11 protein-coding genes are annotated in these 12,107 nt (G+C 71.6%); 9 read left to right on the forward strand and 2 right to left on the reverse strand.

The window, feature by feature from the left end; translation table 11 throughout:
• Window positions 1-48 precede the first annotated feature (48 nt).
• Window positions 49-1,893 carry a gamma-glutamyltransferase gene (ggt, locus tag ACIRB4_RS15335; RefSeq protein ID WP_403291434.1) on the forward strand — a complete coding sequence of 615 codons (1,845 nt, stop codon included), beginning with the start codon at window positions 49-51 and terminating at the stop codon, window positions 1,891-1,893.
• A 108-nt stretch (window positions 1,894-2,001) separates the two neighbouring features.
• Here the strand turns inward: ggt and map are convergent, their stop codons facing one another.
• Window positions 2,002-2,769, reverse strand: a complete 768-nt coding sequence (gene map, locus ACIRB4_RS15340) for a type I methionyl aminopeptidase (protein ID WP_403291436.1) — start codon at window positions 2,767-2,769, stop codon at window positions 2,002-2,004.
• Window positions 2,770-2,801: 32 nt separating this feature from the next.
• Here map and ACIRB4_RS15345 point away from each other — a divergent pair, with 32 nt between their 5' ends.
• From ACIRB4_RS15345 to ACIRB4_RS15380, 8 genes are all read left to right on the forward strand, one after another.
• Window positions 2,802-3,053, forward strand: coding sequence for a helix-turn-helix domain-containing protein (locus tag ACIRB4_RS15345; RefSeq protein ID WP_403291438.1), 252 nt, complete (start codon window positions 2,802-2,804; stop codon window positions 3,051-3,053).
• Window positions 3,054-3,153: 100 nt separating this feature from the next.
• Entirely contained in the window at window positions 3,154-4,464 is a 1,311-nt protein-coding gene (locus ACIRB4_RS15350; protein WP_403291440.1) for a UL36 very large tegument protein, read from the forward strand.
• A gap of 245 nt (window positions 4,465-4,709) precedes the next feature.
• A complete protein-coding gene (locus ACIRB4_RS15355) occupies window positions 4,710-5,552 on the forward strand; it encodes a nitrilase-related carbon-nitrogen hydrolase (RefSeq protein WP_403291441.1) in 843 nt (280 codons plus the stop codon).
• Window positions 5,549-6,829 carry an aspartate aminotransferase family protein gene (locus ACIRB4_RS15360; RefSeq protein ID WP_403291443.1) on the forward strand — a complete coding sequence of 427 codons (1,281 nt, stop codon included), beginning with the start codon at window positions 5,549-5,551 and terminating at the stop codon, window positions 6,827-6,829. Before ACIRB4_RS15355 ends, ACIRB4_RS15360 begins: the two co-directional genes overlap by 4 nt.
• Window positions 6,830-6,854: 25 nt before the next feature.
• Window positions 6,855-8,258 carry a dihydropyrimidinase gene (hydA, locus tag ACIRB4_RS15365; protein WP_403291445.1) on the forward strand — a complete coding sequence of 468 codons (1,404 nt, stop codon included), beginning with the start codon at window positions 6,855-6,857 and terminating at the stop codon, window positions 8,256-8,258.
• Window positions 8,259-8,269: 11 nt separating this feature from the next.
• Window positions 8,270-9,268, forward strand: coding sequence for a TIGR03842 family LLM class F420-dependent oxidoreductase (locus ACIRB4_RS15370; RefSeq protein ID WP_403291447.1), 999 nt, complete (start codon window positions 8,270-8,272; stop codon window positions 9,266-9,268).
• Between the two features lie 126 nt (window positions 9,269-9,394).
• On the forward strand, window positions 9,395-10,090 hold the full coding sequence (locus ACIRB4_RS15375; protein WP_403291448.1) for a response regulator transcription factor: 696 nt from the start codon (window positions 9,395-9,397) through the stop codon (window positions 10,088-10,090).
• Window positions 10,087-11,460: a sensor histidine kinase gene (locus ACIRB4_RS15380; RefSeq protein WP_403291450.1), complete on the forward strand. Its 1,374-nt coding sequence runs from the start codon at window positions 10,087-10,089 to the stop codon at window positions 11,458-11,460. Before ACIRB4_RS15375 ends, ACIRB4_RS15380 begins: the two co-directional genes overlap by 4 nt.
• Window positions 11,461-11,463: 3 nt before the next feature.
• On the opposite strand, the gene ACIRB4_RS15385 is transcribed toward ACIRB4_RS15380, so the two are convergent.
• On the reverse strand, window positions 11,464-11,964 hold the full coding sequence (locus tag ACIRB4_RS15385) for an SgcJ/EcaC family oxidoreductase (protein ID WP_403291452.1): 501 nt from the start codon (window positions 11,962-11,964) through the stop codon (window positions 11,464-11,466).
• Between the last annotated feature and the right edge of the window lie 143 nt (window positions 11,965-12,107).

Here is a 12,107-nt window from a genome sequence, read left to right on the forward strand (position 1 = left end):
GGCGGCCGGAAGTTAGGCTGCCGGGACGGCTGTTGACTGGAGGTAGGAATGCGTCGTTCCGCCGCACGGAATGGGTCGGTTCTCGCCGTCACCGCGACGGTGCTGCTCTCGGTGGGCGCCGCCGCGCCGCCGTCCGCCGCGCCGCTCTCCGCCGCATCGCCCTCCGCGTCGGGGGCGACCGGGACGAGGCCGCCGGTCAAGGAGCCCGTGGCCGTCGGCTGGGGCGGCGCCGTCGCCAGCGTCGACGCGGACGCCTCCGCCGCCGGCATCGAGGTGCTCCGCCAGGGCGGCAACGCGGTCGACGCGGCCGTCGCGGTGGCCGCGGCCCTCGGCGTCACCGAACCGTACTCGGCCGGCATCGGCGGGGGCGGCTACTTCGTCCACTACGACGCCAGGACCCGGACGGTGCGCACCATCGACGGCCGCGAGACCGCGCCGCGCTCGGCGGACGCGAACCTCTTCGTCGAGAACGGCGAGCCCATCCCCTTCGAGGAGGGCATGACCAGCGGCCGCGGCGTCGGCACCCCCGGCACACCGGCCACCTGGAAGACGGCCCTCGACACATGGGGCAGCAAGCCGCTGCGCACCCTCCTCGCCCCGGCCACGCGGCTGGCCCGGGACGGCTTCACCGTCGACCCGACCTTCCGCGCCCAGACGGCCGCCAACGAGGCCCGGTTCCGTGACTTCCCGGCCTCCTCGGAGCTCTTCCTTCCCGGAGGGCAACTGCCCGTCGTCGGCTCGACGTTCAAGAACCCGGACCTGGCCCGTACGTACGAGAAGCTGAGCCGGGAGGGCGTCGGCGCCCTCTACCGGGGCCCGCTGGCCCGGGACATCGTGAACACCGTACGGAAGCCCCCGGTACGCGAAGGGGCCACGCGGGTCGTCCGATCCGGCGACCTGACCGAGCGCGACCTGGCGGCGTACGAGACCGAACGGCGGCGGCCCACGAAGGTCTCGTACCGCGGTCTCGACGTCTACGGCATGGCGCCCTCGTCCTCCGGCGGCACGAGCGTCGGCGAGGCGCTGAACATCCTGGAGCGCACCGATCTGTCCAAGGCCACCCAGGCCCGCTATCTGCACCGTTTCATCGAGGCCAGCCGGATCGCGTTCGCCGACCGGGGCCGCTGGGTGGGCGACCCGGCGTTCGAGGACGTCCCCGTGCGGGAGCTCCTCTCGCAGCGGTACGCGGACTCCCGGGAGTGCCTGATCCGCGACGACGCGGTCCTGACCAGTCCCCTCGCGCCGGGCGACCCGCGCGACCCCGCCGACTGCGCGAGCGGCGGGACGGCGGCGCCCACCACGTACGAGGGCGAGAACACCACGCACCTGACGGTGGCCGACAAGTGGGGCAACGTCGTCGCCTACACGCTGACCATCGAGTCGACGGGCGGCAGCGGGATCACCGTGCCGGGGCGCGGCTTCCTGCTCAACAACGAGCTGACCGACTTCTCCTTCGCCCCGGCGAACCCGGCGGTCCACGACCCGAACCTGCCCGGCCCCGGGAAGCGGCCCCGTTCGTCGATGTCCCCGACCATCGTGCTCGACAAGCACGGACGGCCGGTCCTCGCCCTGGGCTCCCCGGGCGGGGCGACCATCATCACCACCGTGCTGCAGACGCTGACCGGCGTCGTGGACCGGGGGCTGCCCCTGGTCGACGCGATCGCGGCGCCCCGGGCGAGCCAGCGCAACCAGACGACGACGGAACTGGAGCCGGGGCTCTGGAACAGCCCGCTGAGGGGCGAGCTGGAGGCGATCGGCCACGGCTTCCGGCAGAACCCGGAGATCGGCGCGGCGACGGGCGTCCAGCGGCAGCCGGACGGCAGCTGGCTCGCGGCGGCGGAGACGGTCCGCAGGGGCGGAGGCTCGGCGATGGTGGTACGGCCCCGGCGCTGAGGGGACGTCAGGACGCGGAAGCCGTCAGGGTCGTACGGCCCTGACGTCGTGACCGAGGGGCCTCGCGCCCCGACCGACGGGCTCCCGCGCGACCCCCGGCCCCGGCGGCTACAGGGCCGTCAGGATGCGGGGCCCGTCGTCGGTGATCGCGATCGTGTGTTCCGTGTGGGCCGCGCGGGAGCGGTCGAGGGTGCGGATCGTCCAGCCGTCCGCGGCGGTGTAATGGTCGTCCCGGCCGCCGCCGATCAGCATCGGCTCGATCGCGATCGCCATTCCGTGGCGCAACGGCACGCCCCGGCCCGGACGTCCCTCGTTGGGGACGTCCGGGCCCTCGTGCATGGAGCGGCCGACGCCGTGCCCGCCCATGCCGTCCGGGATGCCGTAACCCGCCCGGCGGCACACACGGCCGACGGCGTGGGCGATGTCGCCGACGCGGTTGCCCACGACGGCCGCGCCGATCCCGGCCTCCAGTGCCGCGTACGCCGTGTCGATCAGGCGGGTGTCCTCCGGGCGGGCCCGGCCGACCGTGAAGCTGACGGCCGAGTCGCCGACCCAGCCGCCGAGGGACGCCCCGCAGTCGAGGGAGACGAGATCGCCGTCGGCGAGCCGGCTCCCGTCCGGGATGCCGTGCACGATCGCGTCGTTCACGGACACGCACAGCACGGCCGGGAACGGCACGGGCGCCCAGCTCGGGTGGTAGTTCAGGAACGGCGATCCCGCGCCCGCCTCGTCGAGCACCTCTCGCGCCGCCCGGTCCAGCTCGCGGAGGGACACCCCCGGCACCGCCTTCTCCCGCGCCGCCGCCAGGGCCTGGGCGACGACCCGGCCGGCCTCCCGCATCGCGCGCAGGGACTCGTTCGTCTTGATCTCCATCATGCCAATTACTATACCGGTATTAGAATGGTGGCATGGTACGCACACCCCTGACCCCCGAAGAGCGTGAGCGCGGCGAACGACTCGGCCTGCTGCTGCGCGAGGCCCGCGGCGGCCGCTCCATGGTGGAGATCGCCGCGGCCGCCGGGCTCTCCGCCGAGACGCTCCGCAAGATCGAGACCGGACGGGCCCCGACCCCCGCCTTCTTCACCGTCGCCGCGCTGGCGCGGGTTCTCGGTCTCTCCATGGACGAGATCGTCACGCGCTGCGCGCTCGTGCCGGTCTGATGTCGACACGAAAACCGTCTGTAGCCGTCCCGTAACGCGACTGAGGTCCAATGCCTGCGGACCGGAAGGTTCCAGTCGAGTGTGCGGGTGGTGCGGCGGTATGACGACGGATCAACGTCCGGCGGCGGCAGGCGCGTTCGCGCGTCTCCTGAGAGACCTGGTGGCACGCCTCGACCCGGGGGAGGGCTGGTACGGCGTCTTCGCGAGCCGGGACCCCGACGGGATGCGGGCCTGCTTCGACGGTACGGAGATCCTGCCCTGGGACGTGGTCGAGTCCCTGCTCCACGACCTGGGCGAAGCGCCGTCCGGGCCGTGGAGCGTACGGGCCAGGGCGCTGCACGCCGCGGCCGCCGCCGCCCACGACCGTGGACCGGGTGGAGCGGAGGCGCTGCGCGAGCGCCTGGACATGATGGGGCGGGAGCGGCGCCAGGCCGCGAACCGCTCACGCGAACTCGAGGCCCTCCTCGGCGCGGCCCCCGGCTCCCCGGACACGCCCCGGCTCCAGCACGAACTGGCCTGGGCCCGGGACGACCACCGCCGTGCGGCGGCCCGGATCGCGGAGCTGACGGCGCGCCTGACCGCCCTGACCCACCCGGCCCCGGCTCCCGCGGCCGAGCAGGCCCCGGCCCCCGCGGTCGAGCCGGCCCCGGCTCCCGCCCCCGCCCGCGCACCGGCGGCGAGCGCCAAGCGGCGCCCCCGGGGCGCCCGTTACGCGTGGATGGACGAGGCCGAGACCGAGGACGGGCCGGAGACGGTGGGGGTGCCGCAGCTGCCGGTGGCCGGCGCCCTTCCGCGCGGTGCCCGGTTCGGCGGCGCCGAGACGGCCCCCGCCGCCCCGCCCCGTACCCCCGCACCGCCCCTCACCGCCGACGTCGCCGCCGAGGCGGCCCGCGCCGCCGGGAACGCGGTCTACGCGTTGCGGCGGCTGCGCGCCCAGGGACGCAGCGGCGAGGCGCACGCACTGCTCTGCGAGGCCGTCGCGGGTCCGCCCGCCTGGCTCCCCCCGCTCGCCGCGGAACTCCACCGGATGGGGCTCGGCGCCGACTGGACCACCCTGCTCTGGGAGGCGGCCACGCTGCCTCCCGGCCGGCTCGCCGCCGTCGCCGGGGCGCTCGCGGACGCGGGCCGGGACCAGGACTGCGATCAGCTGCTGCGCCAAGGCGTCGCCCGGCCGGTCGAGGAGCTCGCCGACGCCTGCGCCGCCCTGCGCGCGGAGGGGCATCAGCGGGAGGCCCAGGCCCTGCTCGCGGCCTTCGTCCGGGTCCGTACGCCGGAGGACGCCGCCAGGCTCGCCGCCGTGGACCCGCACGCTCTGGTGCCCCAACTCCTCGACGCCGCGCACGCGGTGTCCCCGGGCCGGGCACGGGACCTGGCGCACGCCCTGCGGGTCGCCGGCCTCGGCGGAGCCTGACACCACCACCCCTGGCCGTCACCTCACCCGTCCCACCCCCACGCGTCACGCCGTAGGTCACACCGGAACAGACCCGGACGTGTCGGTGTGTGTCCGACGTGGACCACTCGGGTATGAAACATGATCGACTCCGGCGGTTCACGGCGGTGGTCTTGCTCCCGGGTGTGACGGGGCTTACGTTCTCCTCCTACGTACCGCGTCTACGTGCGTAGAGGCTCTCTGACGCCGTGCCGAAGGAGCAGCTCATGACCGCTGTCGTACGCGCCGCACTCGTCCAGGCGACCTGGACCGGCGACACCGAATCCATGATCGCCAAGCATGAGGAGCACGCCCGTGAGGCGGCCCGGCAGGGCGCTCGGATCATCGGGTTCCAGGAGGTCTTCAACGCCCCCTACTTCTGCCAGGTGCAGGACCCCGAGCACTACCGCTGGGCCGAGCCCGTGCCGGACGGGCCCACCGTCCGCAGGATGCGGGAGCTCGCCCGCGAGACCGGCATGGTGATCGTCGTCCCGGTCTTCGAGACCGAGGGCTCCGGTTTCTACTACAACACCGCCGCCGTGATCGACTCCGACGGCTCCTACCTCGGCAAGTACCGCAAGCACCACATCCCCCAGGTCAAGGGGTTCTGGGAGAAGTACTACTTCCGCCCGGGCAACCTCGGCTGGCCGGTCTTCGACACCGCCGTCGGCAAGGTCGGCGTCTACATCTGCTACGACCGCCACTTCCCCGAGGGCTGGCGCCAACTCGGCCTCAACGGCGCGCAACTGGTCTACAACCCCTCCGCCACCCACCGCGGACTCTCCTCCCACCTGTGGCAGCTGGAACAGCCCGCCGCCGCCGTCGCCAACGAGTACTTCATCGCCGCCATCAACCGCGTCGGCCAGGAGGAGTACGGCGACAACGACTTCTACGGCACCAGCTACTTCGTCGACCCGCGCGGCCAGTTCGTCGGCGACGTCGCCTCCGACAAGGCCGAGGAACTCGTCGTGCGCGACCTGGACCTCGGCCTGATCGAGGAGGTCCGCAAGACCTGGGCCTTCTACCGCGACCGGCGCCCCGACGCCTACGACGGGCTGGTGCGGCCGTGAGCAGCCTCCACGACCGTCACCGCGCCGTCATCCCCGACTGGGTCGCCCTCTACTACCAGGACCCCATCGAGATCACCCACGGCGAGGGCCGCCATGTGTGGGACGCCGAGGGCCGCAGGTACCTCGACTTCTTCGGCGGCATCCTCACCACCATGACCGCCCACGCCCTGCCCGAGGTCACCAAGGCCGTCGCCGAGCAGGCCGGCCGGATCATCCACTCCTCCACGCTCTACCTCAACCGCCCGATGGTCGAGCTTGCCGAACGGATCGCCGCCCTCTCCGGCATCCCGGACGCCCGGGTCTTCTTCACCACCTCCGGCACCGAGGCCAACGACACGGCGCTCCTCCTCGCCACCGCGTACCGCCGCTCCAACCAGATCCTGGCGATGCGCAACAGCTACCACGGCCGCTCCTTCTCCACCGTCGGCATCACCGGCAACCGCGCCTGGTCACCCACCGGCCTCTCCCCGCTGCAGACCCTCTACGTCCACGGCGGCGTCCGCACCCGGGGCCCCTACGCCCAGTACACGGACGACCGCTTCATCGACGCCTGCGTCGCCGACCTCGAAGACCTCCTCGGTCACACCCGGAACGTCGCCGCGCTGATCGCCGAACCCATCCAGGGCGTCGGGGGCTTCACCTCCCCGCCCGACGGGCTGTACGCCGCCTTCCGCCGGGTCCTCGACCGGCACGGCATCCTCTGGATCGCGGACGAGGTGCAGACCGGCTGGGGCCGTACCGGCGACCACTTCTGGGGCTGGCAGGCCCACGACCAGGCCGGCCCGCCCGACATCCTCACCTTCGCCAAGGGCATCGGCAACGGCATGTCCGTCGGCGGAGTCGTCGCCCGCGCCGAGGTCATGAACTGCCTGGACGCCAACTCCATCTCCACCTTCGGCGGTTCACCCGTCACCATGGCCGCCGGCCTCGCCAACCTCAACCACCTCCTGGAACACGACCTCCAGGGCAACGCCCGCCGCGTCGGCGGACTGCTCCTCGAACGGCTGCGGGCCGTCGGCGCCGGGGTGGAGGCGGTCCGCGAGGTCCGCGGCCGCGGCCTGATGATCGGCATCGAACTGACCGTCCCCGGCACGGACGAGGCGAACCCGGCGGCGGCCGCCGCGGTCCTGGAGACGGCCCGCGAGAACGGACTCCTCCTCGGCAAGGGAGGCGGGCACAACACCAGCGCCCTGCGGATCGCCCCACCGCTCTCGCTCACCGCCGCCGAGGCCGAAGAAGGGGCCGCCATCATCGAACAGGCGCTCCGGTCCCTGTAGTTCACCGCACCCCAGGGAGAGACCCGTGAGTACCCGTACCCTCATCCGCGGCGGTCTGGTCGTCACCGCCTCCGACGAACTGCACGCGGACGTCCTGATCGAGGACGGCCGGATCGCCGCCCTCGCCACGCACGGCTCGGACGCCGCCGCCCGCTGGACCGCCGAGCGGACCCTCGACGCCACCGACCGCTACGTCCTGCCCGGCGGCGTCGACGCGCACACCCACATGGAGCTGCCGTTCGGCGGCACCTCCGCCTCCGACACCTTCGAGACCGGCACCCGGGCCGCCGCCTGGGGCGGCACCACCACCATCATCGACTTCGCCGTGCAGAGCGTCGGCCAGACCCTGCGCGAGGGCCTCGACACCTGGTACGCCAAGGCCGACGGACAATGCGCCGTCGACTACGCCTTCCACATGATCCTCTCCGACGTCAACGAGCACACGCTCAAGGAGATGGACAAGCTGGTCGAGGAGGGTGTCACCTCCTTCAAGCTCTTCATGGCCTACCCCGGCGTCTTCTACAGCGACGACGGCCAGATCCTGCGTGCCATGCAGCGCGCCGCGGGCAACGGCGGGCTGATCATGATGCACGCCGAGAACGGCATCGCCATCGACGTGCTCGTCGAGCAGGCCCTGGCCCGGGGCGAGACCGACCCCCGCCACCACGGCGAGGTCCGCCGGGTGCTCCTGGAGGCCGAGGCCACCCATCGGGCCATCCAGCTCGCCCGGGTGGCCGGGGCGCCCCTGTACGTCGTCCACGTCTCCGCCGACGAGGCGGTGCGGGAGCTCGCGGCCGCTCGGGACAAGGGGCTCCACGTCTTCGGCGAGACCTGTCCGCAGTACCTCTTCCTCTCCACCGAAAACCTCGCCGAGCCCGGCTTCGAGGGCGCCAAGTACGTCTGCTCCACCCCCCTCAGGCCCCGGGAACACCAGGAGGCGCTCTGGCGGGGACTGCGGACCAACGACCTCCAGGTCGTCTCCACCGACCACTGCCCCTTCTGCTTCAAGGGCCAGAAGGAGCTCGGCCGCGGCGACTTCTCCAAGATCCCCAACGGCCTCCCGGGCGTCGAGAACCGCATGGACCTGCTCCACCAGGCCGTCGTCGACGGGCACATCAGCCGCCGCCGCTGGATCGAGATCGCCTGCGCCACCCCGGCCCGCATGTTCGGCCTCTATCCGCAGAAGGGCACGATCACGCCCGGTGCCGACGCCGACGTCGTCATCTACGACCCGCACGTCCGCCAGACGCTCTCCGCGGACACCCACCACATGAACGTCGACTACTCCGCGTACGAGGGAAAGACCGTCACCGGGCAGGTCGAGACCGTCCTCTCGCGCGGCGAGATCGTCATCGACAAGCGGGAGTACACCGGACGCGCCGGGCACGGCTGCTTCATCCCCCGCTCCACCTGCCAGTACCTGAACTAGGAGGCGCCGACGTGGACTTCGGACTCGTCCTGCAGACCGACCCGCCCGCCTCGGCGGTCGTCGGCCTGATGCGCCGGGCGGAACGCAACGGCTTCCGCTACGGCTGGACCTTCGACTCCGCCGTGCTCTGGCAGGAGCCCTTCGTCATCTACAGCCGCATTCTCGAGCACACCCGGAAGCTGACCGTGGGCCCCATGGTCACCAACCCGGGCACCCGCACCTGGGAGGTCACCGCCTCCACCTTCGCCACCCTCAACGACATGTACGGCAACCGGACCGTGTGCGGCATCGGCCGCGGCGACTCCGCGATGCGGGTCGCCGGCCGCAAGCCGAACACCCTCGCCCGCCTCGGGGAGGCCATCGACGTCATCCGCGACCTCGCCGAGGGCCGGGAGGCGGTCGTCGACGGCAACCCGATCCGCATCCCCTGGGTGAAGGACGGCCGGCTGCCGGTCTGGATGGCGGCGTACGGCCCGAAGGCGCTGGCGCTCGCCGGCCAGAAGGCCGACGGTTTCATCCTCCAGCTCGCCGACCCTTTCCTCACCGAGTGGATGGTCAAGGCGGTCCGGGACGCGGCGGAGGCGGCGGGCCGCGACCCCGCCGCCATTACCATCTGTGTCGCCGCGCCCGCCTACGTCGGCGACGACCTGGCCCACGCCCGGGACCAGTGCCGCTGGTTCGGCGGCATGGTCGGCAACCACGTCGCCGACCTCGTCGCCCGCTACGGCGAACACTCCGGGATGGTCCCCGAGTCCCTGACCGCGTACATCAAGGAACGCCACGGCTACGACTACAGCCACCACGGCCGCGCGGGCAACCCGTCCACCGACTTCGTCCCGGACGAGATCGTCGACCGCTTCTGCCTCCTCGGCCCGGCCCAGGCGCACATCGAGAAGCTCCGGGCCCTGCGCGACCTCGGCGTGGACCAGTTCGCCGTCTACGCCATGCACGACGCGAAGGAGGCGACGATCGACGCCTACGGCACCGACATCATCCCCGCCCTTCGCTGACGAAGCCGTTCGGTCCGGGCATCGCGGCATCCGTCGCCCTGTCCAGCGCATGCATCCCGTGGCCTTCGAGGGCAAGCGTCGCAGGTGAGGGCGGTGAATCAGGGGCAACCCGCTAGGGTTCGGCCTGTGCACGTACTTCTTGTGGAAGACGATGAGCCGGTCGCCCAGTCTCTGCGCCGAGGCTTGATCCGCTACGGCTTCGAGGTCGACTGGGTCTCCACAGGCGCGGCCGCGCTGGCTCACTCCGAGCCCTACGACGTCGTGCTCCTCGATCTGGGTCTCCCGGACACGGACGGTCTCGACGTCTGCCGGGCGCTGCGTCGGCGCGGTGACGTGCCGATCATTGTGATCAGCGCGCGCAGCGACGAGACGGACCGGGTGGTGGGCCTGGAGCTGGGTGCCGACGACTACGTATCCAAGCCGTTCGGTGTCCGGGAGGTCATCGCGCGGATACGAGCGGTGATGCGGCGCATGCAGCCGCGTACCTCGTCGCAGAACGGGCCGGACCGCTATGGCACCCGCCTCACTGTCGACCGCAAGGCAGGCCGCGTCCACCTCGACGGCCAGGAGGTGTCTCTGGCGCCCAAGGAGTACGACCTGCTGGCTTTCCTCACCGAGGAACCGGGAGCGCTGATGTCGCGCGAGCAGATCATGGAGGCGGTCTGGGACGCGAACTGGTTCGGGCCGACCAAGACGCTGGACGTGCACGTGGCGGCGCTGCGGCGGAAGCTGAACGGCGCGATCACGATCGAGGCGGTGCGCGGGGTCGGCTTCCGCCTGGAGATCGTCAAGGACGGCGACGGCGGTAACGGCGCCTCATGAACCGCCAGCTCATCCGCAGCTACATCCTGATCGTCGCGGTCGCCATCTTCCTGTTCACGGTGCCGGTGGCTTTCACCCTTACCAGCCAGCTGCGGGACGACACCCTGCAGTCCGTGCAGCGCGAGGCCAAGACCATGGCGTTGCTGCTGGGCAACGGCGACAGCGCCTCGTGCGATGCGCTGGAGGAGATGGCCAAGGCGTACAGCGGACAGGTGCCCGGCACGGTCCAGGTGACCCCCGTGGGCACCTGCGCGCCGGACCTGTCCGCGCCCGCGAAGGACCCGGACCTGGCGCGCACGATGGAAGACGACCAGCCCACGAAGAGCTGGGGCTCCGACTTCATCTGGGGCAGGCACCTGGTGGTCACCGTTCCGGTGCACGGGGAGTCCGGCCAGGGCTCGGTCATCGGTGCCGTACGGATTGTGTACGAGACCTCGGACATGACTTCCAGGCTGTGGCAGATCTGGGGTTTCCGGGCGGGCTTGGCGGTGCTCGTGCTGGCGGCGGCCGCGGTGATCGGCGCGTTCGCCGCCCGTCGGATCACCGCTCCCCTACGTCAACTCAACGCTATGGCCAGCAAGTTCAGTGATGGCGACCTCACCGCACGCTCCCCGGTGACGGGCCCGCCGGAAACTCAGACCCTGGCACGCACCCTCAACCAAGGCGCGGAACGCCTGGACACGCTGGTCGCCTCACAGCGGATCTTCGTGGCGGACGCGTCCCACCAACTCCGCACTCCGCTCACCGCGCTGCGACTGTCCCTGGACAACATCGCGGACGGGGTGGACGAGGAGTCCGTACGCGAGGACGTGGAGCAGGCGACGGCCGAGGTGGTCCGAATGAGTCGGCTGGTCAGCGGCCTGCTGGTGCTGGCGCGTGCCGAGGCGAAGGTGACGGCCACGGAGCCGCTGTCGCTCGCGGACATCGTGGCCGAGCGTCTGACGGTGTGGAGGCCGGCCGCCGACGAGCGCGGAGTCACTGTCGCGCTCAGGGGGAGTGCCGACGGCCGGCTGCTGGTGCTGACCAGCCCCGGTCATCTGGACCAAGTGCTGGACAACGTCCTGTCGAACGCCCTGGAGGTGTCACCGGACGGCGGGACCATCACCGTCCGGACGGAGTCCCGGGGCGACGAGGTACTGCTGTCGGTGCTGGACGAGGGCCCGGGAATGTCGGGCGCCGAGAAAACCCGTGCCTTCGACCGTTTCTGGCGCGGCCAGGGCCTGACCGGACGATCTGGTTCCGGACTCGGCCTCGCCATCGTCAAGCAACTGGTGACGGACGACGGCGGGATCGTGACACTGCGGGACGCTCCAGGCGGCGGACTGTGGGTGGAGATCCGCCTGCGGGCGGCGGCCGGGAGCGGCGGCTGAGGCTCAGCCCTCGGGCATCGCCGAGGAGTGGTGGTTGACGATCAGCCACTTGCCGTCGGTCTTCTCATAGGCGTAGGTGTAGCGGGCTTCGACGACCCGCTTCTCGCCGGTGTCGGGGTCGGTGAGCGTGAACTCGTACACGCCGGTGTCGATCGCGGAGTTGCCGTCCACGATGTCGACGATCGTGTGGATCTTCTTGCCGACCGGCTTGTTCTGCAGGAAGTGGTCGAAGTAGTCGACGATCTCGGCCCGGTCGGTGCGGATCTTGTTGGAGACAGTGGGCAGGAGGACCGCGTTCTTCGCATACAGGTCGGCCACCTTGTCCGGGTCACCGGTCTGGAGCGCGGCGTTCCAGGTGTCGAAGAGCGCGGCGACCTGCTTCTTGCTCGTCCCCTTCGAGGACTCCTGGCCGGCCAGGCCGACTCCGGCGCTGACGGTGCCGACGGCGACGAAGGCGGTGGCGGTGACGATGGCTGCGCGCTTGGTTATGGAACGACGGGTCATCGTTATCTCCTGCGGTTGGAGGCGGATCCTTCTCCCGCCGCGTGCTGTGCGGTGGGGAGTGACTCCAGACTCGCTTTCCGCTGGTTAGCGCCCGTGCAGCGGACGTCCAAGGCACAGACAAGGCACCGCCAATGTGCGTTGAG

The organism is Streptomyces sp. NPDC093600, from assembly GCF_044764755.1.
Lineage (GTDB): Bacteria > Actinomycetota > Actinomycetes > Streptomycetales > Streptomycetaceae > Streptomyces.